Origin of the sequence: Pseudomonas sp. SMV7, from assembly GCF_052041995.1 — a bacterium.
Lineage (GTDB): Bacteria > Pseudomonadota > Gammaproteobacteria > Pseudomonadales > Pseudomonadaceae > Aquipseudomonas.
This window is the reverse complement of sequence record NZ_JBKGGT010000001.1, coordinates 358,470-383,673: the sequence shown is the minus strand read 5'-3', so window position 1 is coordinate 383,673 and position 25,204 is coordinate 358,470. Positions and strand designations below refer to the sequence as shown.

At 64.9% G+C, this 25,204-nt stretch carries 18 protein-coding genes; 10 read left to right on the top strand and 8 right to left on the bottom strand.

Features of this window, described 5'->3' with window-relative positions; genetic code table 11:
• Positions 1–92: 92 nt before the first annotated feature.
• The 8 genes from ACLEJP_RS01990 to ACLEJP_RS01955 all read right to left on the bottom strand — a co-directional run bounded on the left by ACLEJP_RS01990 (position 93) and on the right by ACLEJP_RS01955 (position 14,004).
• Positions 93–1,595 (bottom strand): efflux transporter outer membrane subunit, encoded by a 1,503-nt coding sequence (locus ACLEJP_RS01990; protein ID WP_440804104.1) that lies wholly within the window; start codon positions 1,593–1,595, stop codon positions 93–95.
• Positions 1,592–4,699, bottom strand: coding sequence for an efflux RND transporter permease subunit (locus ACLEJP_RS01985; RefSeq protein ID WP_440804101.1), 3,108 nt, complete (start codon positions 4,697–4,699; stop codon positions 1,592–1,594). The genes ACLEJP_RS01990 and ACLEJP_RS01985 overlap by 4 nt, the downstream gene beginning before the upstream one ends.
• Positions 4,696–7,794 (bottom strand): MdtB/MuxB family multidrug efflux RND transporter permease subunit, encoded by a 3,099-nt coding sequence (locus ACLEJP_RS01980; RefSeq protein ID WP_440804098.1) that lies wholly within the window; start codon positions 7,792–7,794, stop codon positions 4,696–4,698. The genes ACLEJP_RS01985 and ACLEJP_RS01980 overlap by 4 nt, the downstream gene beginning before the upstream one ends.
• Positions 7,791–9,104, bottom strand: a complete 1,314-nt coding sequence (locus tag ACLEJP_RS01975) for an MdtA/MuxA family multidrug efflux RND transporter periplasmic adaptor subunit (protein WP_440804096.1) — start codon at positions 9,102–9,104, stop codon at positions 7,791–7,793. Before ACLEJP_RS01975 ends, ACLEJP_RS01980 begins: the two co-directional genes overlap by 4 nt.
• A gap of 266 nt (positions 9,105–9,370) precedes the next feature.
• Positions 9,371–9,871, bottom strand: coding sequence for a thiol peroxidase (gene tpx / locus ACLEJP_RS01970; RefSeq protein WP_440804094.1), 501 nt, complete (start codon positions 9,869–9,871; stop codon positions 9,371–9,373).
• A gap of 167 nt (positions 9,872–10,038) precedes the next feature.
• On the bottom strand, positions 10,039–11,319 hold the full coding sequence (locus ACLEJP_RS01965; protein WP_440804092.1) for a serine/threonine transporter: 1,281 nt from the start codon (positions 11,317–11,319) through the stop codon (positions 10,039–10,041).
• Between the two features lie 248 nt (positions 11,320–11,567).
• Complete coding sequence (locus ACLEJP_RS01960; RefSeq protein ID WP_440804090.1) at positions 11,568–12,764, bottom strand: amino acid aminotransferase; 1,197 nt, start codon at positions 12,762–12,764, stop codon at positions 11,568–11,570.
• A 214-nt stretch (positions 12,765–12,978) separates the two neighbouring features.
• Positions 12,979–14,004, bottom strand: coding sequence for an Ldh family oxidoreductase (locus ACLEJP_RS01955; RefSeq protein ID WP_440804088.1), 1,026 nt, complete (start codon positions 14,002–14,004; stop codon positions 12,979–12,981).
• Positions 14,005–14,147: 143 nt separating this feature from the next.
• Here ACLEJP_RS01955 and ACLEJP_RS01950 point away from each other — a divergent pair, with 143 nt between their 5' ends.
• The 10 genes from ACLEJP_RS01950 (at position 14,148) to garD (ending at position 25,133) form a co-directional block, all read left to right on the top strand.
• On the top strand, positions 14,148–15,020 hold the full coding sequence (locus ACLEJP_RS01950) for a MurR/RpiR family transcriptional regulator (protein ID WP_440804086.1): 873 nt from the start codon (positions 14,148–14,150) through the stop codon (positions 15,018–15,020).
• Positions 15,021–15,041: 21 nt separating this feature from the next.
• The gene (locus tag ACLEJP_RS01945) at positions 15,042–15,794 is read left to right on the top strand and encodes a transporter substrate-binding domain-containing protein (protein WP_440804084.1); all 753 of its coding nucleotides are present in this window, start codon (positions 15,042–15,044) and stop codon (positions 15,792–15,794) included.
• A 173-nt stretch (positions 15,795–15,967) separates the two neighbouring features.
• On the top strand, positions 15,968–16,687 hold the full coding sequence (locus ACLEJP_RS01940) for an ABC transporter permease (protein ID WP_170030245.1): 720 nt from the start codon (positions 15,968–15,970) through the stop codon (positions 16,685–16,687).
• Positions 16,684–17,394 (top strand): ABC transporter permease, encoded by a 711-nt coding sequence (locus ACLEJP_RS01935; protein ID WP_225777489.1) that lies wholly within the window; start codon positions 16,684–16,686, stop codon positions 17,392–17,394. The genes ACLEJP_RS01940 and ACLEJP_RS01935 overlap by 4 nt, the downstream gene beginning before the upstream one ends.
• A gap of 17 nt (positions 17,395–17,411) precedes the next feature.
• Positions 17,412–18,656 carry an NAD(P)/FAD-dependent oxidoreductase gene (locus ACLEJP_RS01930; RefSeq protein ID WP_225777488.1) on the top strand — a complete coding sequence of 415 codons (1,245 nt, stop codon included), beginning with the start codon at positions 17,412–17,414 and terminating at the stop codon, positions 18,654–18,656.
• Between the two features lie 23 nt (positions 18,657–18,679).
• Complete coding sequence (locus tag ACLEJP_RS01925; RefSeq protein WP_440804080.1) at positions 18,680–19,462, top strand: amino acid ABC transporter ATP-binding protein; 783 nt, start codon at positions 18,680–18,682, stop codon at positions 19,460–19,462.
• A gap of 491 nt (positions 19,463–19,953) precedes the next feature.
• Positions 19,954–20,763: a gamma-glutamyl-gamma-aminobutyrate hydrolase family protein gene (locus ACLEJP_RS01920; protein ID WP_170030249.1), complete on the top strand. Its 810-nt coding sequence runs from the start codon at positions 19,954–19,956 to the stop codon at positions 20,761–20,763.
• A 367-nt stretch (positions 20,764–21,130) separates the two neighbouring features.
• The gene (gene kdgD / locus ACLEJP_RS01915) at positions 21,131–22,042 is read left to right on the top strand and encodes a 5-dehydro-4-deoxyglucarate dehydratase (RefSeq protein ID WP_440804078.1); all 912 of its coding nucleotides are present in this window, start codon (positions 21,131–21,133) and stop codon (positions 22,040–22,042) included.
• 99 nt (positions 22,043–22,141) lie between these two features.
• Positions 22,142–23,503 carry an MFS transporter gene (locus ACLEJP_RS01910; RefSeq protein ID WP_440804076.1) on the top strand — a complete coding sequence of 454 codons (1,362 nt, stop codon included), beginning with the start codon at positions 22,142–22,144 and terminating at the stop codon, positions 23,501–23,503.
• Positions 23,504–23,579: 76 nt separating this feature from the next.
• Complete coding sequence (gene garD / locus ACLEJP_RS01905; RefSeq protein ID WP_440804074.1) at positions 23,580–25,133, top strand: galactarate dehydratase; 1,554 nt, start codon at positions 23,580–23,582, stop codon at positions 25,131–25,133.
• Positions 25,134–25,204: the final 71 nt, after the last annotated feature.

Sequence of the window (25,204 nt, the reverse complement as noted above, 5' to 3'; positions counted from 1 at the left end):
AGGGGGCGGGCCCAGGCCCGAAAAAGCTGACGATTGTACTCAAGCTTAGGCGAAACGCACGGGGTTTTTGTGCCTTGCGCTCGCCAGGCAGGTCAGTCCTGCCCGGCGAATGCCTGCCCGGCGAATGCCTGCCCGGCGTCCCAGCCGCCGCCCAGCGCGGCAATCAGCTGTACGCTGGCGACCAGGCGCCCTTGCAGCAGGTTCAGCACACTGCGCTCGTTGCTCAGCGCGGTAGTCTGCACATTGACCACATCGAGGTAGCCGATCAGCCCCGCACGGTACTGGTTTTCGGTCAGGCGCAGCGACTCGCGCGCAGCCTCCAGCGCTTCCTGGCGCACCACTGCCTCATCGCCATACACCTTCAACTGCACCAGCAGGTTCTCCACTTCCTTGAAGCCATCAAGCACGGTCTGGCGGTACTGCGCCACCGTCTGGTCATACACCGCCACGGTGCGGTCCACTTCGGCGCTGCGCTTGCCGGCGTCGAACAGGGTCAGCGCCAGCTGCGGGCCCACCGACCAGTAGCGGTTGGGCAGTTCGATCCAGTTGTTGAAACTGCTGCTGGAATAGCCGCCACTCATGCTCAGGCTGAGGTCCGGGAAGTACGCCGCCCGTGCTACACCGATGCTGGCGTTGGCAGCCATCACATTGCGTTCGGCGGCGGCGATGTCCGGGCGCCGTTCGAGCAACTGCGAAGGCAGCGACACCGGTACCTGCGGCAGCGCCGGTATGCGCTTGCTGTCGGCCAGGGCGAACTCGGCCGGCGTCTTGCCCAGCAACACGGCAATGGCGTTCTCGAATTGCGCACGCTGCCAGGCCAGGTCGATCAGGTCGGCCTGAGTGGTTTTCAGCTGGGTACGCGCCTGGGCCACCGCATCCGGGCCGGCAACGCCCGCGCGGTACTGGTTCTGGGTCATCCGCAGCGAGCGCTCATAGGCCGCCACGGTGGCTTCCAGCAGGCGCTTCTGCTCGTCGATCACCCGCAGTTGCAGGTAGTTCTGCACCAGTTCCGACTGCTGGCTGAGGCGGATCGCGGCCAGGTCGGCCAGGCTGGCTTCGGCACTGGCCTGGTTGGCATCGAGGGTTTCGCGCAGCTTGCCCCACAGGTCGATTTCCCAGCTGACGCCGAGCTGGGCATTGTAGGTATTGCGAATGCCGCTGCTGTTATTGGACAGGCTGGAACTGGAACTGCCGGTGCCCTGGGCCGAGCGGTTCTTGCCAACACTCAGGTCGAGGCTGGGGAACAGTGCCGCGCGGCTGCTGCGCACCAGCGCCTGGGCCTGGCGATACTGGGCTTCGGATTGCGCCACGGTCTGGTTGCTGCGGTTCAGTTCCTCGACCAGCGCATTGAGCCCGGTATCGCCGTAGATTTCCCACCAGGCCCCGCGGGCAATGGCATCGGACGGCGTGGCCTGGGTCCAGCCTGCGGCGTGTTTGAATTGCGCCGTGCCACTCGTCTCAGGGCGATGATAATCCGGGCTCAGGGTGCAGGCACTGAGCAAGGCCACGCACAACCCGGCACCGAGCAGGCGTGAGCCACGCGCACGGGCCAGCACCTGCAGGGTTCGGTGAAGCGGGGTCTGGGCAAAATTCATAGCGGGGTATCCAGGGCGGCGTCGGTGCGCACGCCGCGCCAACGGTTGAAACGGTGACGCAGGCGGTCCAGGTACAGGTACACCACCGGCGTCGTGTAAAGGGTGAGGACCTGGCTGAACACCAGCCCTCCGATGATGGTCAGGCCCAGCGGCTGGCGCATTTCCGCACCTTCGGCGCGGCTCAGCAGCAGCGGCAAGGCGCCAAGAATCGCCGCCAGGGTGGTCATCAGGATCGGCCGCAGACGCAGCAGGCAGGCACGGCGGATCGACTCCTCCGGTGACAGGCCCTGATGACGTTCCAGTTGCAGGGCCAGGTCGATCATCAGGATGGCGTTTTTCTTCACCACGCCGATCAGCAGGAACAACCCGAGCAGCGAGATCAGGCTGAATTCGCCGCCAGTGAGGTACAGCGCCAGCAAGGCGCCAACGCCGGCCGAGGGCAACGTGGACAGAATGGTCAACGGGTGGATGTAGCTTTCATAGAGGATGCCCAGCACCAGGTACACCAGCACCAGCGCGCCCAGGATCATCAGCGGCTGGCCTTGCTGGGTCTTGGCAAAGGCGTCGGCACTGCCACCGAGCCTGGCAATCACTTCCTCCGGCAGGCCCAGCTTGGCCACTGCGCGCTCCAGCGCCGCCATGGCCTGGTCGGGGCTGTAGCCTTCGGCGATGTCGAAGGCGATGTTTTCGGCCGCGAATTGCCCTTCATGGCTGACCCGGTCGTTGGCCAGGCTGTTCTCGTAATGGGCGATGGTCGACAGCGGAACGCGGGCGCCATCAGCGGTGATTACCTGCACCTGTTCCAGCGTGCTCGGGTCCCAGGCGTATTTCGGGTTGATCTCCAGCACCACCTGGTACTGGTTGAGGCTGTCGTAGATGGTGGAGATCTGCCGTTGGCTGTAGGCGTTGTTGAGCACCGTGGTGACCATGTCCATGTCGATCCCCAGGCGCTTGGCCTGGTCACGGTCGACCACCAGGGTCACCTGCTGGGTCCCGGCCCCGTCGCGGGCATCGATGGCGGTCAGCTGCGGCAGCGCACGCAGTGCCGCGACCACTTTCGGAAACCATTCGCGCAACGCCGCCAGGTCGCCACTCTGCAGGGTGTACAGGTACTGCGACGAGGTCTGGTCACGGCCGCCGCCGCCCAGTTGCAGGTCCTGGTCGGCCATCAGGAACAGGCGCCCGCCTGGCACCTTGGGCATCTCTTTGCGCAGGCGTTCGATCACCTTTTGCGCATCGAGCTTGCGCTCGTGAATCGGTTTCAGGCGCACCAGCACGAAGGCGTTGTTCGTGCCGCTGTTGCCGCCGATGAAGCCGGCAACGCTCTGCACTGCCGGGTCGGCGAGCAAGGCACGGCGGTAGATTTCCATCTTCGGTTGCATCACGCTGAACGACAACCCGTCGTCACCCCGGATGAAGCCCATCAGCTGGCCAGTGTCCTGCTGCGGCATCAGGGTCTTGGGGACCACCACGTACAGGGCGATATTGATGCCGATGGTCGCCAGCAGGCTGACCAGGGTCAGGCGCTTGTGCCGCAGGGCCCAGCCCAGGCTGCGGTCATAGGCCTCGACCATGTTCCGGTGCAGCTTGTCGCTCCAGCGCTGCAGGCGGGTCTGCTCGGCCCGGTGCGGTTTCAACCAACGGGCACACAGCATCGGCGTGAGGGTCAGCGAAACCACCAGCGACACGATGATCGCCGCCGCCAGGGTGACCGAGAACTCCTGGAACAGGTTGCGCACGATGCCACCCATGAACAGGATGGACACGAACACCGCCACCAGCGACACGTTCATCGACAGCAAGGTGAAGCCCACCTCCCTGGCACCGAGGTAGGCCGCCTTCAGCGGCGGCTGGCCATCCTCGATATGCCGGGAGATGTTTTCCAGCACCACGATGGCATCGTCCACCACCAGGCCGGTGGCCAGGATCAGCGCCATCAGCGACAGGTTGTTGAGCGAGAAGCCACACAGGTACATGACCGCGAAGGTGCCCACCAGCGACACCGGCACGGCCAGGCTGGGGATCAGCGAGGCGCGCAGGCTGCCCAGGAACAGGTAGACCACCAGGATCACCAGCACCACCGCGATCAGCAGGGTGTGCTCGGCTTCCTTCAGGGTGGCCTTGATCACCGGCGAGCGGTCCATGGCCACGTTCAGTTGCACGCTGGCCGGCAACAATGACTGCAGGGCTGGCAGTTGCGCCTTGATCTGGTCGACGGTCTCGATGATGTTGGCGCCGCTCTGGCGGTTGACCACCAGCAGGACGGCACTCTGGTCATTGAAGAAACCGCTGTTGTAGCGGTTCTCGACACCATCGGTAATGGTCGCCACGTCGGAAAGGCGCAGGATGGTGCCGTTCTGCTGGCGGATCACCACCGGCTCGTAGTCACTGGCGCTTTCCAGCTGGTCGTTGGCACGCACCTGCCAGTTACGCCCGGCATCCTCGACAAAGCCCATGGGCCGGCGCTGGTTGGCATTGGCCACCGCCGTGCGCACCTCGTCCAGCGACAGGCCATACTGGTTGAGCAACTGCGGCTCGACGGCGATACGCACCGCCGGCAGCGAGCTGCCGCCGATCTGCACCTCCCCTACCCCCGGCACCTGGGCCAGGCTTTGTGCCAGGATGGTGTCGGCCAGGTCGTACAGCTGGCCTTTCTGCAGCACCTCGGAGGTCAGCGACAACACCATGATCGGCGCCTGCGACGGGTTGACCTTCTTGTAGGTGGGCATGCTGCGCATGCCGCTGGGCAACAGGTTGCGGGTAGCGTTGATCGCGGCCTGCACCTCGCGCGCCGCCCCGTCGATGTCACGGCCGATCTCGAAGCCGATGATCACCCGGGTGGAGCCCTGGTTGGAACTGCTGGTCAAGGTGGTCACGCCAGCGATACTGCCCAGCTTGCGTTCCAGCGGCGTGGCCACGGTGGAGGCCATGACCTCGGGGCTGGCGCCGGGCAGGTTGGCCGTCACCACGATCACCGGGAAGTCCATCTGCGGCAGCGGTGCCACCGGCAGCAGGCCGAAGCTGACCCCACCCAGCAGCATGATCGCCAGGCTCAGCAGCATGGTCGCCACCGGGCGACGGATGAACGGGCCGGACAGGTTCATGCCTCGGCCTGCCTGGCGTCAGTGGCCGGGCGCCAGCGCCGGGCCAGGCGGTCAAAGTACAGGTAGATCACCGGTGTGGTGAACAGCGTCAGCACTTGGCTGACCAGCAACCCGCCGACCATCACCAGGCCCAGCGGCTGGCGCAACTCGGCACCGGAGCCGCCAGCGAGCATCAGCGGCACGGCGCCGAACAGGGCGGCCAGGGTGGTCATCAGGATCGGCCGGAAGCGCAGCAGTGCCGCCTGGTAGATGGCATCGCGCGGGCTCATGCCCTGGTGGCGCTCGGCCTCGAGGGCAAAGTCGATCATCATGATCGCGTTCTTCTTGACGATGCCAATCAGCAGGATGATGCCGATGATGGCGATCATGCCCAGGTCATTGCCGCTGATGAGCAAGGCCAGCAAGGCCCCAACCGCTGCCGAAGGCAGGGTGGACAGGATGGTCACCGGGTGGATGTAGCTTTCGTACAGCACGCCGAGCACGATGTACATGGTCACCACCGCCGCCAGAATCAGCAGCAGGGTGCTCGACAGCGACGCCTGGAACGCCTCGGCGGCACCCTGGAAACGGGTCTGCACGCCCAGCGGCATGCCGATGTCCTGTTGCACTTGCTCGATCACCTGCACCGCCTTGCCCAGCGATGCGCCGTGGGCCAGGTTGAACGACAGGGTCACCGCCGGGAACTGGCCGATGTGGGAAATCGCCAGCTGCGCCTGGCGCTGCTCGATGCGCGCCAGGGCAGACAGCCGCACCTGGCCGCCATCGCTCGCCTTGACATGGACCGACTCCAGCGCCTGCGGGCCAATGACCGCCGCGTCTTTCGACTGCAGCACCACGCGGTACTGGCTGGCCTGGGTGTAGATGGTGGAGATCTGCCGTTGGCCGAACGCGTCGTACAGGGCGTTGGTGATCTGCGACACGCTGATGCCCAGTCGGCTGGCCATGTCGCGGTCAATCACCAGGTAGACCTGCAGGCCCTTGTCCTGCAGGTCGCTGGCCACGTCGGCCAGCTCCGGGCGCTGCTGCAGCGCCTGCACCAGCTTGCCGCTCCACTGCGCCAGCAGGTCGGCATCCGGCGAGGACAGGCTGAACTGGTACTGGGTACGGCTGACGCGGTCCTCGATGCTCAGGTCCTGCACCGGCTGCATGAACAGGCGGATGCCCACCAGGCGGTCGAGTTGCGGCTGCAGACGGCTGATCACCTCACTGGCGCTGACATCACGTTCGCCATGTGGCTTGAGGTTGATCAGCAGACGGCCGCTGTTGAGCGTGGCGTTGTCGCCATCGACGCCGATGTAGGACGACAGGCTCTGCACCGCCGGATCCTGCAGGATCACCTTGCTCAGGGCCTGCTGACGCTCGCTCATGGCGGCGAACGAGGTGGCTTGCGGCGCTTCGGAAATGCCCTGGATCACCCCGGTGTCCTGCACCGGGAAGAAGCCCTTGGGCACCACCAGGTACAGGAACACGGTGAGCGCCAGGCTGGCCACGGCGACCAGCAGGGTCAGCGGCTGGTGCTTGAGGACCCACTGCAGGGCATTGCCGTAGTGCCTGATCAGCCAGTCGATCCAGGCGCCGCTGGCGCGGTAGAAACGGCCCTGCGCTTCAGGCGCGGGCTCACGCTTGAGCAGGCGCGCGCACATCATCGGCGTGAGGGTCAGCGACACCACTAGGGAAATCAGGATGGCCACTGCCAGGGTGATGGCGAACTCACGGAACAGGCGGCCGACCACATCGGCCATGAACAGCAGCGGGATCAGTACCGCAATCAGCGAGAACGTCAGCGACACCAGCGTGAAGCCGATCTGCCGCGCGCCCTTGAGCGCTGCTTGCAGGGGCGTCTCGCCCTCCTCGATGTGTCGGGAGATGTTCTCCAGCATGACGATGGCATCGTCGACCACGAAGCCGGTGGCGATGGTCAGGGCCATCAGCGTCAGGTTGTTAACCGAGAAACCGGCCAGGTACATGACGCCGAAGGTGCCGATCAGCGACAACGGTACGGCAATCGACGGAATGAGGGTGGCACTGAAGCGGCGCAGGAAGACGAAGGTGACCATCACCACCAGGGCGATGGCGATCAGCAGTTCGTGCTGCACGTCCTTGACCGCGGCACGGATGGTCTGGGTGCGGTCGGTCAGCACCGAGACATCGAGGCCGGCCGGCAGGTTGTCGGTGATCGACGGCAACAGGTCCTTGATGCGGTCGACCACCTCGATGACGTTGGCGCCCGGTTGGCGCTGGATGTTCAGCAGCACCGCGTGGTTGTCGTTGGCCCAGGCGGCCAGGCGTTCGTTTTCCGCGCCGTCGACGATTTCGGCGACGTCCTTCAGGCGCAGCGGTGCACCGTTGTTGTAGGCCAGGATCAGGTTGGCGTATTCCTCGGGAGAGCGCAGCTGGTCGTTGGCGTCGAGCATCGAGACGCGGGTCGGCCCGTCGAAGTTGCCCTTGGGCTGGTTGACGTTGGAGGCGCCGATCAGGGTGCGCACGTCCTCCAGGTTCAGGCCGTTGGCGGCCAGCGCATCGACGTTGACCTTGATCCGCACTGCCTGGCGCTGGCCGCCGGCGATGCTGACCATGCCCACGCCACTGATTTGCGCGAGCTTCTGCGCCACACGGGTGTCGACCAGGTCGTTGAGCTTGGGCAGCGGCATGGTCTTGCTGGATATGGCCAGGGTCAGCACCGGGGTGTCGGCCGGGTTGACCTTGTTGTACACCGGCGGCGCCGGCAGGTCGCTGGGCAACAGGTTGCTGGCGGCGTTGATCGCGGCCTGCACCTGCTGCTCGGCAACGTCCATGTTCATGTCGAGGTTGAAGCGCAGGGTCAGCACCGAGGCGCCGCCGGAGCTGGTCGACGCCATCTGCTCCAGGCCCGGCATCTGCCCGAACTGGCGCTCCAGGGGGGCGGTAACAGCGCTGGTCATCACCTGCGGGCTGGCGCCGGGATACAGGGTCATGACCCGGATGGTCGGGTAATCGACCTGCGGCAAGGCGGAAACCGGCAACAGCTTGTAGGCGATCAGGCCGGCCAGGACGATGGCCAGCATGCTCAGCGTGGTGGCGACCGGCCGCAGGATGAACAGGCGCGAGAGGTTCATGCGCCCGCCTTGCCTGCTGTTTTACCAGGCTGTGTTTCACCGGCCTGCGCCGAACCCTTGGCCTCCTGCCCCTGCAGGTGCTGGCCGGGCGTGGTCGGCACTTGCGAGCTGTCTTCGACCACTTCCACCTTGGTGCCTTCGCGCAGGCGGTCGGTGCCTTCCAGCACCAGGCGCTCGCCAGCCTTGAGGCCGTCGAGGATGACGCTGTGCTCGCCGTCGCTGGCGCCCACCTTGAGCTTGCGCACGTTCACCGTGTTCTGCTCGTTGACCACGTAGGCGAAGGTGCCATCGTTGCCGAACTGGATCGCCGCCGCCGGGGCCATGGTCACCTGCCTGAGGGTGTCGGCGAGCAGGCGCACGTTGACGAACTGGTTGGGGAACAGGGCGAGGTCCTTGTTCTCGAAGCGGCCCTTGAACTTGAGGGTACCGGTGGTGGTGTCGATCTGGTTGTCGATGCTGCCCAGCACGCCGCTGGCCTGCAGCTTGCTGTCGCTGCGATCCCAGGCTTCGACTGGCAGGCTGGCACCGCTACGGTAGCGTTCCAGCACCGTGCTCAGCTCGGTTTCCGGCAGGGTGAAGGCAACGCTGATCGGTTCGGTCTGGGTAATCACCACCAGCGCGGTGGTGTCGTTGGCCGCGACCAGGTTGCCGAGGTCAAGCTGGCGCAAGCCCACACGGCCGTTGATCGGCGCACGGATCTGGGTGAACTCGAGGTTCAGCCGGGCATCGTTGACCTGCGCCTGGTTGGTCTTGACCAAGCCCTGGAATTGCGCCACCTGCGCCTCGGCGGTGTCGAGGGTTTGCTTGGCGATGCTGTCCTCGGCGTACAGGCCTTTGTAACGGGCCAGGTCGACCTGGGCGTTCTTCAGCTGGGCCTGGTTCTGCGCCAGGGTGCCTTCGGCCTGTTGCAGGGCGATGCGATAGGGGCGCGGGTCGATCTCGGCGAGCAGGTCGCCGGCCTTGACCTGCTGGCCTTCCTTGAAGTGAATCTTCACCAGCTCGCCAGCCACGCGGCTGCGCACGTTCACGGTGTTGGTCGCAGTGACCGTACCCAGGGCCTTGTAGTACAGCGGGAAGTCGCCCACACGCACCGGCTCGACGCGCACCGGTACCGGGTCGCTGGAGCCGCCAAAGCCAGGGCGGCCGCCCATCATGCCCATGCCCATGCCCTTGCCGCCGCGCCCGCCACCGGCTTCCTTGTGTGCCGGCGTCGCGGCAGGCCACAGCCACCAGGCCAGTGCAGCCACCAGCAGGAGGATCAGCAGGCCGACGAGCCAGCGACGGGGGGAGCGGGAATTGGGCACTTGCATGGGTTGAACGAACCTTGTCCGGAATGACGACCTGGGAGGATGAAACGATAAGCACTGGCATCGCTTTAGCAAAGGGCCTTTACCAGAGGTTTACCTTTGCCTGACGTTGCCAAGACACTGAACTTTAAATGAAAACGGCCCGGAACGCGTTCCGAGCCATTTACAGAGTGTTGCCTGGAGCGGTGCCAGGCCGGAAGATTCCGTAGCCCATACCCGCTGAAGGGCCGGTACAGGCAATAAATGCCCACACCGCCCTGACACAACCCTTACTTCAGCACAGCCAGCGCCGCATCGTAGTTCGGCTCGTCAGCGATTTCGCCAACCAGCTCGCTGTGCAGCACCTTGTCGTTTTCGTCCAGCACCACCACGGCGCGGGCAGCCAGGCCGGCCAGCGGACCGTCGGCGATGGCGACGCCGTAGTTGTCGAGGAACTCGCGGCCACGCAGGGTCGACAGGTTCTTCACATTGTCCAGGCCTTCGGCACCGCAGAAGCGTGCCTGGGCGAACGGCAGGTCGGCAGAGATGCACAGCACCACGGCGTTGTCGAGGTTGTTGGCCTGGGCGTTGAACTTGCGCACGGAAGTGGCGCAGGTCGGGGTATCGACGCTAGGGAAAATGTTCAGCACCTTGCGCTTGCCGGCGTAGTCCTGCAGCGACTTGTCGGCCAGGCCTTCACCGACCAGGGAGAAAGCCGGAGCCTGGGCGCCGGGCTGCGGCAGGTTGCCGTTGACCTGGACCGGGTTGCCTTTGAGAGTCACTTGAGCCATGACGAATTCCTTATGCGGGGGTTTGAAAAGGACACTGAGTTAAGCATGAAGGCGCTCGAGTGCCTATGGGGCAGGTGAAATTGTTCTATTGCCAGACAAATCTTGTGGACAAAAAAATGCCCGGGTAGCGACAAGCGACCCGGGCATGCTTCAGCGCAGGGTGGGCATCAGCCGATCAGGCTGTACACCACCGAGCTCAGCGCAACCAGGCCGATCACCACGACGAACAGGTTGGACGCCGCACCGCTGTACTTGCGCATCGACGGTACCCGGCGAATGGCGTACATCGGCATCAGGAACAGCAGCACCGCGAGGATTGGCCCGCCCAGCGACTCGATCATGCCGAGAATGCTCGGGTTGAGGGTGGCAACGATCCAGCACACCACCAGCATCAGCGCAGCAACCATGCGGTCCAGGGCCTTGGCACCCGGGCGCGCACCGGTCTTGGCGATGATGCCCTTGAGGCCTTCGCTGGCGCCGATGTAATGGCCGAGGAACGACTTGGCGATGGCCACGAAGGCGATCAGCGGCGCGGCAAAGGCAATGGTCGGGTTGCTGAAGTGGTTGGCCAGGTACGACAGGATCGACAGGTTCTGCGCCTTGGCTTCGGCCAGCTGGGCACTGCTCAGGGTGAGCACGCAGCTGAACACGAAGAACAGCACCATCAGTACCATCAGCAGGTGTGCACGACGCAGGATCTGGCCGCTGCGTTCATCGGCGTGCGCGCCGTAGCGGCGCTTCTGGTCCACGGCAAAGGCGGAAATGATCGGCGAGTGGTTGAAGGAGAACACCATCACCGGGATCGCCAGCCACAGGGTATGCAGGAACGCGGACGCCTGCGGCACCTGGTGGGCGCTGTCGAGGATGCCGCCGGTCCAGTGCGGGACCAGGTACAGGCCCAGCAGCGCCAGGGCGACGATGAACGGGTAGACCAGCAGGCTCATGACCTTGACGGTGGCCTGCTCGCCGCAGCGGACGATGGCCAGCAGGCCGAGGATCAGCACGAACGACAGGATGGCCCGCGGCGGCGGCTCGATGTGCAGCTGGTGCTCGAGGAAGCTGGACACGGTGTTGGTCAGCGCCACGCTGTAGATCAGCAGGATGGGGAAGATCGCGAAGAAGTACAGCACGGTGATCGCGGCGCCGGCGGAAGCGCCGAAATGCTCCTTCACCACCTCGGTGATGTCGCCGTCACCGCGCCCCGAGAGCACGAAGCGGGTCAACCCGCGGTGGGCAAAGTAGGTCATCGGGAAAGCCAGCGCGGCCAGGATCAGCAGCGGCCAGAAACCGCCAAGGCCGGCGTTGATCGGCAGGAACAGGGTTCCGGCGCCGATGGCTGTGCCGAACAGGCCCAGCATCCAGGTGGTGTCGTGACGCGACCAGCTGCCAAGGGTGGCGGGGGTCGATTCTGCAAAGCGTTGTTCAACGCTTGGGGCCTGCTCATTCATTCCGGGTGAAGCTCCACTCGCAAGACTGCAACAGGCTGAGAATGGCGAAATAGACGTTCCGCCCAACTCAACCGGGAAAGAGGGGCGCGATTGTGCACGGAAAGGGTGCGCTTGCGAAGCCCTATCCGAGGGACGGTTGCACTTGTCTTTACAAGCGGGTTGTGCCTGCGGGCTGACGCGAAGGTGAAGGAGCGTCCTGTGGGAGCGGCCAGCTCCCACAGGAGGGGCCGCTCAGGCCCCTGCCGGTCTTACTTCTGGACCGCAGCGAACGCTTCGGCAACCCGTTGCAGGTTGGCCGGGCGCAGGCCGGACATGCACACCCGGCCGCTGTCGATCAGGTAGACGCCGAACTCGTCGCGCAGGCGGCGTACCTGCTCGACGCTGAAGCCGGTGTAGCTGAACATGCCGCGCTGACGCAGGAAGAACTGGAAGTCCTGGCCTGGCAGCAATACGGCCAGGGCATCGACCAGCGCCTGGCGCATGTCGAGGATCCGCTTGCGCATCACTTCGACTTCCGCCGCCCACTGGGCATTCAGGCCGGCATCGCCGAGCACACCCGCGACCAGCTGGGCACCGAAGTTGGGCGGGCTGGAGTAGTTGCGGCGCACGGTGGCCTTGAGCTGGCCCAGCACGCTCTGGGCGGTGGCCTCGTCGTCGCAGACCACCGACAGGCCACCGACGCGCTCGCCGTACAGCGAGAAGATCTTCGAGAACGAGTTGCTGACCAGGCACGGCACGCCGGCCCGGGCCATTTCGCGGATGGCATAGGCATCTTCCACCAGGCCTTCGGCGAAGCCCTGGTAGGCGATGTCGAGGAACGCGATCAGTTGGCGCGCCTTGACCACTTCGACCACCTGTTGCCACTGGTTCTGGTCCAGGTCGGCACCCGTCGGGTTGTGGCAGCACGGGTGCAGCAGCACCACGCTGTTGGCCGGCAGCGTCTGCAAGGTTGCCAGCATGCCGGCGAAGTCCACGCCACGGGTGGCCTGGTCGAAGTACGGGTAGGTGTGCACCTTGAACCCGGCGCCTTCGAAGATGGCACGGTGGTTGTCCCAGGTCGGGTTGCTGACCCAGACTTCCGATTGCGGGAAGTAACGCTTGAGGAAGTCGGCACCGACCTTCAGCGCGCCGGAACCGCCCACGGTCTGCACGGTAGCTACGCGGCCAGCGCTCACGGCCGGGTGATCGGCCCCGAACAGCAGCGCCTGGATGGCCTGGCGGTAGCTGGCCAGGCCTTCCATCGGCAGGTACAGCGAAGCTTCGTGGTCCTGGCCGGCGATGCGTTTTTCCACCGCATCCACAGCCGCCAGTTGCGGCACCACGCCGGCCTCATCGTAGTACAGGCCGATACTCAGGTTGACCTTGTCGGCGCGCGGGTCGGCCTTGAAGGTTTCCATCAGCGAGAGGATCGGGTCGCCGGCATAGGCATCGACATGTTTGAACACAGCGTGCAGCTCCTTGGATCAGGACAGTACGAAAAGTCAGCCCTGAGCATACCCGGAGAGCGCGGCCAGGGACATCAACTATTGTGCAAGGTTGTCCATGCAACAATGCATGGCTGAAGATCTGTGCTGGATTCTTCGCGGGCATGCCCGCTCCCACAGGTCCCAAGGGCGGCGATATCACTGTGGGAGCGGGCGTGCCCGCGAAGAGGCCGGGTCAGCCAAGCAGCTCCTTCAGGCCTTGCAACTCTTGCTCGGTCAACGCCACCCCCTCCTCCTCGGCCACCTCGCGCTCACGGTAACGCCGCTCGCCTGGCATGCGCGTCAGCCCCACTGCCTGCATCTGCTCCACCAGCTCGCGGCTGCGCTGGGCAAAGCGCTCGCCCTCGGCCTTGCTCGGGTCGATGACGATGATCAACTGGCCGGTCCAAGGCGTCTTCGCGCCCGGGTGCCCCGCCCAGTCGAATTCCCAGGAGAAATGCCCGCCGGTCAGCGCCGCCGCCAGCAACTCGACCATCATCGACAGTGCCGAGCCCTTGTGCCCGCCAAACGGCAGCAAGGCGCCGCCCTCCAGGATCGCCTTGGGGTCGGTGGTCGGCTCGCCATTGGCATCCACGCCCATGCCTTCAGGTAGCTGCTGGCCGGCGCGCGCGGCGATCTGTACGTCGCCGTGGGCCATGGCGCTGGTGGCCATGTCGAAGACGATCGGGTCATGTTCGGCGCAGGGCGCGGCGAAGGCGATGGGGTTGGTGCCGAACAGCGGCTTGCGCGCGCCATGCGGCACCACGCAGGTCATGCTGTTGACCACGCTCAACGCCACCAGGCCTTCGTCAGCGAAGGGTTCCACGTCTGGCCACAGCGCCGCGAAATGGTGCGAGTTGTGAATCGCCAGCACGGCGATACCGGCGTTGCGCGCCTTGGCCACCAGCAGGTCACGGGCCGCTGCCAGCGCCGGTTGGGCAAAGCCGCCCGCGGCATCGACCCGCACGTAGCCAGCCGCGACATCGCTGACCTGCGGCGTGGCCTGGCCATCGACCCAGCCGCTGGCCAGGGTCGAGACGTAGCCGGGCATGCGGAATACGCCATGGCTGTGGGCACCATCGCGCTGGGCGCTGGCGCAATTGTGGGCCAGCACGCTGGCGACGCCATCGCTGCAACCGTGGCGCTGGAAAATGGCCTGCAACAGGCTCTGGAGCTCGCTGAAAGGCACGCGCACGACGGTGCTGGGGGAAGGTGCGGACATCTGAAGCTCCTTGTTGGAATTGGAATGGCTACAGCGTTGCAACGACAAAAACTTTCCTGCATGTGACAGCTATCTGTCAATTGTTGACTTGATGACAGAAAACATTCATTTTCTTTCCCAAGCCTCACCCCTGGAGCCGCAGCATGAGCCAAATGATCAAGCAACGCCTGGAACACAGCCTCGAAGGGGCCGCTGCTTCGGGCCGCAAGATCGCCACCTACATGCTCGCCAACCTGCATGAACTGCCGTTCCAGACCTCGGCCAGCATTGCGGCGAAGCTGGGCGTCAGCGAATCCAGCGTTGGCCGTTTCTGCCGCTCACTGGGTTATGCCCATCTCAAGGCGCTCAAGCAAGACCTGCAGAACGACCTGGGCGATGGCCCGTGGTTGGTGGGTGACCGCTTGCAAGATTACCGCCAGAACCAGGACGCCAGCGACAACGTCGGCAGCCTGGAGCTGGAAATCGCCGCCCTGGTGCGGGTACACGAGTATCGCCAGGGCAACGCCTGGCACGCCGTTGCGCAACGCCTGGCGAGCAAGCCGCGGGTGTTCATCGCCGGCTTCCAGACCGAACGCGGCATCGCCATGTGCATGAGCCATCTGCTGCAGTACCTGCGTGATGGCGTGCAACTGGTCGACCTCGGCGCCGGGCACTTTGGCGACGTGTTGCTGGGCCGCGCCGAAGACAGCGCCCTGCTGGTGTTCGAGGCGCGCCGCTATTCCCGCCACGCCCTGCTGCTGTGCCAGAAGGCGCGCCAGGCCGGCATTGCGGTCACCCTGGTGACCGACACCTTCTGTGACTGGGCCGATGCCAACGCCGACGAGGTGTTCCGTATCCCCACCGAGTTCAATCTGTTCTGGGAGTCCACCTCGGCCATGCTGTCGTGGGTCCACCTGATGGTCAACGAGGTCTGCAAGAAGCTCGGGCCGGATGTTGAAAAACGCTTGGAAGCAACTGCCGCTCTACATAACGAATTCGTCGGCTACACCTCGTGGGCGACGGGAAAACAACAATAGCAAGAGTGCAAGAGGTGCGAGATGAACAAGACCATGGCCTTGGTGGGTGCGTGTGCCCTGCTGCTGTCGGGCGCCGCCAGTGCCGAAACCCTGCGCTTCGCCACCGAGGGCGCCTACCCGCCCTTCAACTATGTCGACGCCGATAACCAGCTGCACGGCTTCGATGTCGACATCACCCACGCCCTGTGCGAGCAGATGAAAGTCGAATGCACGCTGGTGGCCCAGGACTGGGAAGGCATTATCCCCGCCCTGATGGCACGCAAGTACGACGCGGTGGTCGCCTCGATGATCAACACCGAGGAGCGACGCAAGAAAATCGCCTTCACCGACCACTACTACCGCACACCGCTGACCGTCGCCGTGGCCAAGGACAGCAAGATCAGCGACGCCCAGACCAACTTCGACGGCTATACCGTGGGCGCGCAGTCGTCGTCGACCCAGGCCATCTACGCCGAAGACGTCTATGCCAAGGCGGGCGCCGACGTGAAGCTGTACCCGACCATGGACGAAGCCAACGCCGACCTCGCCGCTGGCCGCCTGGACGGCGTGATCGCCGACAAGTTCCCGCTGCAGGAGTGGATGAACAAGAACGGCGGGGACTGCTGCAAGATCCTCGGCGACGTGGCCAACACCAAGGCCGACGCCGCGATTGCCGTGCGCCAGGACGACGAAGCCCTGCGCCAGCGCCTGAATACTGCGTTGCAACAGATCGTGGCCAACGGCACCTACCAGAAGATCGCCAGCAAGTACTTCGCTTTCGATATCTACAACTGATCTTCAGGAAACTTTGCGCACCTCCTGTGGGAGCGACCTTGCGTCGCGTAAGGGCCGCGCTGCGGCCCCGGCAATCTGTGCAGTTGCATGAATCCTGGGGCCGCTACGCAGCCCTTTCGCGACGCAAGGCCGCTTCCACTAGAGATCGCACCTACCCGCCCTAGGGGTTTGTCATGCTCGATCAATTGTCCTTGCTGTCCTTCGCCAGCGGAGGCTGGGGCCAGGCGCTGCTGGCCGGTGCCCTGGTCACCCTGTCCCTGGCCCTGGCCTGCCTGCCCGTCGGCCTGCCGCTGGGCCTGCTGGTCGCCCTCGCGGCACGCTCGCGCAAGCGCTTGCCACGGCTCTGGGCCACCACCTTTTCCACGGTGTTCCGTGGCCTGCCGGAACTGCTGACGCTGCTGATCATCTATTACGGCTGCCAGATCGCCGCGCAGAAGATCCTCGCCGCCATGGGCTACCCGGGTGAGTTCCTGATCAATACCTTCCTCGCCGCGATGATTGCCTTCAGCCTGGTGTTCGCCGCGTTCTCCAGCGAGATCTGGCTGGCCGCCTTCAAGACCTTGCCCAAGGGCCAGCTGGAAGCGTGTTCGGCGCTGGGCCTGAGCAAACGCACCGGCTTCTTCAAGGTGCTGCTGCCGCAACTGACCCGCATCGCCCTGCCCGGCCTGTCCAACAACTGGCTGTCGCTGCTCAAGGACACCTCACTGGTGTCCACCATTTCGCTGGTCGACCTGATGCGCCAGACCAACCTGGCGGTCAGCGTGACCAAGGAACCGATGTTCTTCTATGGCGTCGCCTGCCTGGGCTACCTGCTGTTCGCCGCCCTCTCCGGACGCGTGTTCGCCTTCATCGAACGGCGCAGCAACCGCCACCTGCAAGGAGCACGCGCATGAGCCTCGAACAACTGCTGGCGCTGGTTATCGACCCCAACCTGCTGGAACGCTACGGCCCGCGCTTCCTCGACGGCCTGCTGGTGACCGCCAAGCTGGTGGCGATTTCCTTCAGCCTGGGTGCCGTGCTGGGCCTGCTGCTGGCCCTGGCACGCATGTCGCGCAGCCTGCTGCTGCAACGCATGGCGGCCGGCTACGTGTACTTCTTCCGCGGCTCGCCGCTGCTGGCCCAGCTGTTCCTGCTGTATTACGGCCTGGGCTCGCTCAAGGGCTTCTGGCAGGACGTCGGCCTGTGGTGGTTCTTCCGCGAGGCGTGGTTCTGCACCCTGCTGGCATTCACCTTGAACACTGCCGCCTACCAGGCCGAGATCTTCCGCGGCAGCCTCATGGCTGTGGCTCCTGGCCAGCATGAAGCCGCGCGGGCACTGAACCTGAAGCGCTCCACCACCTTCTTCAAGGTGATCCTGCCGCAGTCGCTGCTGGTGGCCATCGGCCCGCTGGGCAATGAACTGATCCTGATGATCAAGGCCAGCGCGATCGCCTCGCTGGTAACCATCTACGACCTGATGGGTGTGACCAAACTGGCCTTCTCGCGCAGTTTCGACTTCCAGATCTACCTGTGGGCCGCCGTGCTCTACCTGCTGATCGTCGAACTGGTACGGCGCCTGTTGAAACACCTGGAAGCCCGCCTGGGCCGCCACCTGAATTGACCGAAGGATACGTTCCAATGCATTGCCAGACCCTTGTCCTCGGCGCCGGTATCGTCGGCGTCAGCACCGCGCTGCACCTGCAGGCCCGCGGGCGCCAGGTGATCCTGATCGACCGCGACGAACCGGGCAGCGGCACCAGCCACGGCAATGCCGGGTTGATCGAGCGCTCCAGCGTCATTCCCTACGCCTTCCCGCGGCAACTGGGCGCGCTGCTGCGCTATGGCCTGAACCGCCAGCCCGATGTGCGCTACAGCCTGCTGCACCTGCCCAAGGCGGCACCGTGGCTGTGGCGTTACTGGCGCCAGTCGGCCCCGGGGCGCCTGGCCGGGGCTGCCGCCGACATGCTGCCGCTGGTGCAACGCTGCGTCGAGGAACACGATGCGCTGATCGCCGCCGCCGGCCTGGAAGGCCTGGTGCAGGCCAAAGGCTGGATCGAAGTGTTCCGCGACCCGGCGCTGTTCGCGCAGGCCAAGGCCGACGCCATAGGCCTGAGCCGCTATGGCCTGCAGTTCGAAATCCTCGAATGCGGGCAGTTGCAGGCCCGCGAACAGCAACTGGACGCCACCGTGGTCGGCGGTATCCACTGGCTCGACCCCAAGACCGTGAACAACCCTGGCGCCCTCACCCGCGGCTACGCCAGCCTGTTCCTGCAACGCGGCGGGCAGTTCCTGCATGGCGATGCACGCAGCCTGCGCCAGGTCGGCGGCCAATGGCAGGTCGACAGCCGCCGCGGCCCGATCAGCGCCGATGAGGTGGTGGCCTGCCTCGGCCCACAGTCCGCCGACCTGTTCAGCGGCCTGGGCTATGAGATCCCGCTGGCGATCAAGCGTGGCTACCACATGCACTACAGCACCCGCGACGGTGCGCAGCTGGAGCACTCCATCTGCGATACCCAGGGCGGCTACGTGCTGGCGCCCATGGCCCGCGGCGTGCGCCTGACCACCGGCATCGAGTTCGCGGCCAGCAGCGCACCGGGCAACCAGATTCAGCTGGGCCGCTGCGAAGCCCTGGCCCGCAAGCTGTTCCCGGCGCTCGGCGAGCGCCTGGACGACACCCCCTGGCTGGGCCGCCGCCCCTGCCTGCCGGACATGCGCCCGGTGATCGGCCCGGCCCCGCGCCACCCAGGGTTGTGGTTCAACTTCGGGCATGCCCACCACGGCCTCACCCTGGGCCCGGTCAGCGGCCGCCTGCTGGCCGAACTGGTCACTGGCGAACGCCCCTTCACCGACCCCGCGCCTTATAGCGCGACCCGTTTCGACTGAACCCACGCGGGAGAACAACAAAGATGACCGCACCACTGAGCCTTGCCAGCCTTGCCCCCGAACCCGACCCACGCCCGCTGCTGATCCGCATCGAGGGCCTTAACAAGCACTACGGCGCGTTCCATGTACTGCGCGACATCAACCTGCAGGTGCGTGAAGGCGAACGCATCGTGCTATGCGGGCCGTCGGGTTCGGGCAAGTCGACGCTGATCCGTTGCATCAACCGTCTGGAAGTGGCCCAGCAGGGCAGCATCAAGGTCGATGGCATCGACCTGGCTGCCACCAGCCGCGAAGCGGCGCGGGTGCGCAGCGACATCGGCATGGTGTTCCAGCACTTCAACCTGTTCCCGCACATGAGCGTGCTGGACAACTGCCTGCTGGCGCCCACCAGCGTGCGCGGGTTGTCGCGCAAGGATGCCGAAGAGCGGGCGCGCATGTACCTGAGCAAGGTCGGTATCGAAAGCCAGGCGCACAAGTACCCCAGCCAGCTGTCCGGTGGCCAGCAGCAGCGGGTGGCGATTGCCCGGGCGCTGTGCATGAAGCCACGCATCATGCTGTTCGACGAGCCCACCTCGGCGCTGGACCCAGAGATGGTCGCCGAGGTGCTGGACGTGTTGGTGCAACTGGCCGGTACCGGCATGACCATGCTCTGCGTCACCCATGAAATGGGCTTTGCCCGGCAGGTGGCCGAGCGCGTGCTGTTCCTCGAGGGCGGGCAGATCATCGAGGACAGCCCGCCGCAGGTGTTCTTCAACCAGCCGCGTACCGAGCGGGCCAAAGGGTTCCTGGCGCAGATACTGCACTGATTGAACATCATGCAAGCTGGCGCGATAGCTGGCGGAGGCGCGGCCTTGTGTCGCGAAGGGGCTGCATGGCAGCCCCAGGTCTCAGCGCAGATATACAAATTGCCGGGGCTGCTTTGCAGCCCTTTCGCAACACAAGGCCGCTCTTGCACAGTTCCGCGTCAGCCGAAGGCGTGGGCGACTCTGCCGGCCCTTCATTGCAGCGCTGCAAAGACCCAACTGCATCGTTAAATATTATTGACCCCGACCCCCGCCAAACCCACGCCGTCACAGGCCCGCATCGGTTTCAGCTCCCAAAAACCGGCGCATTCCCTGCCATCAAGCCCTGCTCCGTCGTTTGACATATCGAACGGCTCTGGCAAGCTATCTACAAGCCCCGACCGGAATCGTCGCCTCTGACGAGCCGGCAGTGCTCGGGGCTACAGGCTGCACCCAAGGCCGCGCGCCGTGCACCTGCACAACAACGACAGGCCGAACCTGTCCCAAGGTGACATATGTCCAACAGCAACATTGGCAACAAGCAACCTTCCCTGCGCAAACCCGTCGTCCTGATGACCATGGGCAGCCAAGAGCGCAAAGGCCATGACTACCAGGTCATGACCCACAAATACATCACTCCGCTGGTCGAATTCGCCGATTGCGTGCCGGTACTGGTCCCCACCTGCTGCGGCATCGATGACCTCGAAACCTACCTGGACATGGCCGACGGCGTGTACCTGACCGGCGCGGGCAGCAACATCGACCCGGCCCTGTACGGCCAGGAAAACCAGACCCCCGGCAAAGGCCAGGACAAGCACCGCGACCTGTTCGACATCCCGCTGGTCAAGGCGGCGATCAAGCGTGGCCTGCCGATCTTCGGCATCTGCCGTGGCATGCAGGAAATCAACGTGGCCCTGGGTGGCGACATCTACCAGAAGGTCTACGCCGAGCCTGGCTTCAATGACCACCGGGAAAACCCGGAAGACCCGGTCGAGGTGCAATACGCCCAGGTGCATGGGGTGAAGATCGAGCCAGGCAGCTGGCTGCGTGACACCCTGGGCACCGACGAGATTCGCGTCAACTCGCTGCATGGCCAGGGCCTGCGCAAGCTCGGCGCCGGCATCGAGGCCATCGCCCACGCCGAAGACGGCCTGGTCGAAGCGATTCATGCCCCGAGCCTCTCGCCGTTCCTGTTCGCCGTGCAATGGCACCCGGAGTGGCAAGCGGCGAGCAACCCGGACTCGATCAAGATCTTCCAGGCCTTCGGCGATGCGTGCCGGGCCCAGGTACGCAAGGCGCAGATCAAGCGCCAGCAGGCGGCCTGACCTTCGCTTTACTGCGCTTTGATCGCGGGGCGGCGCAAGGCCGCCCCCGCTTCCACGGTCACCCTCTGCTGGTCCCAGAACACTTCCCGTGGAAGCGGGCGGCGGGCTTGTGCCTGTCTCCGCGATCTTTTTTCCTTTTCTTCTTAAGAGATATGATGACTGCCGAGCGGTTGTCGTTGGATCTTCTGCGCTCGATTTACGCAACCACACACATCTAAAACCAATCCGCCCTGGCGTCCCCCAATCCTCCTGCCATCCCCGCAAAAAATTCCCAAAAGGCACTAGCCATCGCACTAGTTGTACGATAACTTACTTCCAGCGCAGAACAACACCCTTCACCCCCAAGCGCCACAGGATGCCTACAACAATGACCCCACAAGAACTGAAATCCATCCTATCCCACGGCCTGCTGTCCTTCCCGGTCACCGACTTCAATGCCCAGGGCGACTTCAACCCGGCGGGCTACGTCAAGCGCCTGGAATGGCTTGCCCCCTACGGCGCCAGCGCCCTGTTCGCCGCCGGCGGCACCGGTGAGTTCTTCTCGCTGGCCGCCAGCGAGTACAGCCAAGTGATCAAGACCGCTGTCGACACCTGTGCCACCTCGGTACCGATCCTCGCCGGCGTCGGTGGCGCTACCCGCCAGGCCATCGAGTACGCCCAGGAAGCCGAACGGCTGGGTGCCAAGGGCCTGCTGCTGTTGCCGCACTACCTGACCGAAGCCAGCCAGGAAGGCGTCGCCGCCCACGTCGAAGCGGTGTGCAAAGCAGTGAACATTGGTGTCGTGGTGTACAACCGGAATGTCTGCCGGCTGAACGCCGACCTGCTGGAAAAGCTCGCCGAGCGCTGCCCGAACCTGATCGGCTACAAGGACGGCCTGGGCGACATCGAGCTGATGGTGTCGATCCGTCGCCGCCTGGGCGAACGCTTCAGCTACCTGGGTGGCCTGCCGACCGCCGAGGTCTATGCGGCTGCCTACAAGGCCCTGGGCGTGCCGGTGTACTCCTCCGCCGTGTTCAACTTCGTGCCGAAGACCGCCATGGCCTTCTACAACGCCATTGCCCGTGACGACCACGCCACCGTGGCCAAGCTGATCGACGACTTCTTCCTGCCCTACCTGGACATCCGCAACCGCAAGGCCGGTTACGCCGTCAGTATCGTCAAGGCCGGTGCCAGGATTGCCGGCTACGATGCCGGCCCGGTGCGCACCCCGCTGACCGACCTGACTGCCGAGGAATACCAACAGCTCGCCGCGCTGATGGACAAGATGGGCCCGCAGTAAGCGCCGCCCGCGGCCTGCCGGATGCCGCGCCCGGAGTGGCCAGCCACTCCGGACCCTTCATGAGCCCGCACAAAAATAACTAGTGGGAGTATTGCCAGCATGCAAGCGAGCCAAAAGACGCATGTGCGCTACCTGATCCTGTTCATGCTGTTCCTGGTGACCACGATCAACTATGCCGACCGCGCCACCATTGCCATCGCAGGTTCCAGCCTGCAGAAAGACCTCGGCATCGATGCCGTCACCCTGGGTTACATCTTCTCTGCCTTCGGCTGGGCCTACGTGGCCGGGCAGATTCCAGGCGGCTGGCTGCTCGATCGCTTCGGTTCGAAGAATGTCTATGCCTTCAGCATCTTCACCTGGTCGTTGTTCACCCTGCTGCAGGGCTTTGTCGGTGGCCTGCCGGTGGCCTGGGCGGTGGTGACGCTGTTCACCCTGCGCTTCCTGGTCGGTTTTGCCGAAGCCCCGTCGTTCCCGGGGAATGCCCGCATCGTCGCGGCCTGGTTCCCGACCCAGGAACGCGGCACCGCCTCGGCCATCTTCAACTCGGCGCAATACTTTGCCACGGCCCTGTTCGCCCCGCTGATGGGCTGGATCGTGTTCAGCTTCGGCTGGGAGCACGTGTTCATCGTCATGGGCGCACTGGGCATCGTGTTCTCCATGGTCTGGCTGAAGACCATCTACAACCCGCGCCAGCACCCGCGCATCAGCCCGGCCGAACTCGAACATATCGAGCACAATGGCGGCCTTGTGGACATGGACCAGAAGCGCGGCAGCGACGGCCCGAAATGGGGCTATGTCAGGCAACTGCTGACCAGCCGCATGCTGCTGGGGGTGTACCTGGGCCAGTACTGCATCAACGCCATTACCTACTTCTTCCTCACCTGGTTCCCGGTGTACCTGGTGCAGGAGCGCGGCATGACCATCCTCAAGGCCGGGTTCATCGCCTCGTTGCCGGCGGTCTGCGGTTTCATCGGCGGCGTGCTCGGTGGGGTGATCTCCGACTGGCTGCTGCGCCGCGGCAACTCGCTGACCTTCTCGCGCAAGCTGCCGATTGTCTGCGGGCTGCTGTTGTCGACCAGCATGGTGTTCTGCAACTACGTCGATAGCGAATGGATGGTGGTCGGCTTCATGACCCTGGCGTTCTTCGGCAAAGGCATCGGTGCATTGGGCTGGGCGGTAGTCGCCGACACCTCACCCAAGCAGATCGCCGGGCTGTCGGGCGGTCTGTTCAATACCTTCGGCAACATCGCCTCGATCACCACGCCGATCGTCATCGGCTACATCATCAGCGCCACCGGCTCGTTCAAGTGGGCGCTGGTGTACGTAGGCGCCAATGCCCTGGTGGCGGTGTTCAGCTACCTGGTCATCGTCGGCCCGATCAGGCGCATCGAGCTGCGCGAAACCCCAAAGCCTGACGCCGGGCCAGCCGCCAGCGGCGAACTGGCCAGCTCGCAGCACTGACTGAGCACGCCTGTGTCGGCCCCCCGGCGCAGGCGGATGTACAAAAGCCTGAGAACCTTACAGATAGGGCCCGCACATGCAGTTGATCGAACATTCCGACTCGCCCCGCTACGTCCGCCTGCACGCTGACGACAATGTCGTGGTGGTGGTCAATGCCGGCGGCCTGGGCGAAGGCGCCCGCTTCGCCGACGGCCTGACCCTGGTCGAAGGCGTGCCGCAAAGCCACAAGGTGGCCACCGTGGCCATTGCCAAGGGCCAACCCGTGCGCCGCTATGGGCAGGTGATCGGCTACGCACTGGAAGACCTGCGCCAGGGCAGCTGGGTGCAGGAGCGCCAGCTGGCCATGCCGGCCGCCCCGGCGCTGGACAGCCTGCCGCGCTGCGATGCCATTCCGCCGCCGCTGCCGCCGCTCGAAGGCTTCAGCTTCGAAGGCTACCGCAATGCCGACGGCAGCGTCGGCACCCGCAACATACTTGGCATCACCACCACCGTGCAGTGCGTGGCTGGCGTGCTGGAGCATGCCGTCAAGCGCATTCGCAGCGAGCTGCTGCCCCGTTACCCAAATGTCGATGACGTGGTCGCCATCACCCACAGCTATGGCTGCGGCGTGGCGATCAACGCGCGCGATGCCTACATCCCGATCCGCACGCTGCGCAACCTGGCACGCAACCCCAACCTGGGCGGCGAAGCCCTGGTCATCAGCCTGGGCTGTGAAAAGCTGCAGGCCGACCAGGTGATGCACGCCGACGATCCCTCGGTGGACCTCAGCGAGCCATGGCTGTACCGCCTGCAGGACGCCAGCCTGGGCTTTGCGGAGATGATCGGACAGATCATGCAACTGGCCGAAACCCGCCTGAAAAAACTCGACCAGCGCCGCCGCGAAAGCGTACCGGCCAGCGAGCTGATCCTGGGCATGCAGTGCGGGGGCAGCGATGCCTTCTCCGGCATTACCGCCAACCCGGCGCTGGGCTACGCCGCCGACCTGCTGGTTCGTGCCGGTGCCACCGTGTTGTTTTCGGAAGTGACCGAAGTGCGCGATGCGATCTACATGCTCACTTCGCGCGCGCAAGACCAGGACGTCGCCGATGCGCTGATCCGTGAGATGGACTGGTACGACCGTTACCTGCAACAGGGCGCCGCCGACCGCAGCGCCAACACCACACCGGGCAACAAGAAAGGCGGCCTGTCGAACATCGTCGAGAAGGCCTTGGGGTCGATTGTCAAGTCCGGCAGCGGTGCCATCCAGGGCGTGCTTGGCCCGGGCGAGCGGGTCAAGCGCAAAGGCCTGATCTTCTGCGCCACCCCGGCCAGCGACTTCGTCTGCGGCACCTTGCAACTGGCCGCCGGGATGAACCTGCATGTGTTCACCACTGGCCGCGGCACGCCCTACGGCCTGGCCATGGCGCCGGTGGTCAAGGTCTGCACCCGCAGCGAGCTGGCCCAGCGCTGGCCCGACCTGATCGACATCGATGCCGGGCGCATCGCCAGCGGCCGCGCGACCATCGAAGCGCTGGGCTGGGAGTTGTTCCACTACTACCTGGACGTGGCCAGCGGCCGCAAGCGGACCTGGGCCGAGCAGCACCGCCTGCATAACGACATCACCCTGTTCAACCCGGCGCCGATTACCTGATGCCCCGAGGTTGCTCGGACGTCCGCTAGTTCACCACCCCTGTAGGAGCGGGTTCACCCGCGATCACCGGC

Excerpts from the sequence above, each read along its gene's own strand:
- ACLEJP_RS01945 (WP_440804084.1), top strand. The coding sequence starts at position 15,042 with ATGAACAAGACCATGGCCTTGGTGGGTGCGTGTGCCCTGCTGCTGTCG.
- ACLEJP_RS01935 (WP_225777489.1), top strand. The coding sequence starts at position 16,684 with ATGAGCCTCGAACAACTGCTGGCGCTGGTTATCGACCCCAACCTGCTG.
- ACLEJP_RS01955 (WP_440804088.1), bottom strand. The coding sequence starts at position 14,004 with ATGTCCGCACCTTCCCCCAGCACCGTCGTGCGCGTGCCTTTCAGCGAG.
- ACLEJP_RS01990 (WP_440804104.1), bottom strand. The coding sequence starts at position 1,595 with ATGAATTTTGCCCAGACCCCGCTTCACCGAACCCTGCAGGTGCTGGCC.
- ACLEJP_RS01925 (WP_440804080.1), top strand. The coding sequence starts at position 18,680 with ATGACCGCACCACTGAGCCTTGCCAGCCTTGCCCCCGAACCCGACCCA.
- ACLEJP_RS01920 (WP_170030249.1), top strand. The coding sequence starts at position 19,954 with ATGTCCAACAGCAACATTGGCAACAAGCAACCTTCCCTGCGCAAACCC.
- ACLEJP_RS01980 (WP_440804098.1), bottom strand. The coding sequence starts at position 7,794 with ATGAACCTCTCGCGCCTGTTCATCCTGCGGCCGGTCGCCACCACGCTG.
- ACLEJP_RS01965 (WP_440804092.1), bottom strand. The coding sequence starts at position 11,319 with ATGAATGAGCAGGCCCCAAGCGTTGAACAACGCTTTGCAGAATCGACC.
- ACLEJP_RS01930 (WP_225777488.1), top strand. The coding sequence starts at position 17,412 with ATGCATTGCCAGACCCTTGTCCTCGGCGCCGGTATCGTCGGCGTCAGC.
- ACLEJP_RS01975 (WP_440804096.1), bottom strand. The coding sequence starts at position 9,104 with ATGCAAGTGCCCAATTCCCGCTCCCCCCGTCGCTGGCTCGTCGGCCTG.
- ACLEJP_RS01910 (WP_440804076.1), top strand. The coding sequence starts at position 22,142 with ATGCAAGCGAGCCAAAAGACGCATGTGCGCTACCTGATCCTGTTCATG.
- garD (WP_440804074.1), top strand. The coding sequence starts at position 23,580 with ATGCAGTTGATCGAACATTCCGACTCGCCCCGCTACGTCCGCCTGCAC.
- kdgD (WP_440804078.1), top strand. The coding sequence starts at position 21,131 with ATGACCCCACAAGAACTGAAATCCATCCTATCCCACGGCCTGCTGTCC.
- tpx (WP_440804094.1), bottom strand. The coding sequence starts at position 9,871 with ATGGCTCAAGTGACTCTCAAAGGCAACCCGGTCCAGGTCAACGGCAAC.
- ACLEJP_RS01950 (WP_440804086.1), top strand. The coding sequence starts at position 14,148 with ATGAGCCAAATGATCAAGCAACGCCTGGAACACAGCCTCGAAGGGGCC.
- ACLEJP_RS01940 (WP_170030245.1), top strand. The coding sequence starts at position 15,968 with ATGCTCGATCAATTGTCCTTGCTGTCCTTCGCCAGCGGAGGCTGGGGC.
- ACLEJP_RS01985 (WP_440804101.1), bottom strand. The coding sequence starts at position 4,699 with ATGAACCTGTCCGGCCCGTTCATCCGTCGCCCGGTGGCGACCATGCTG.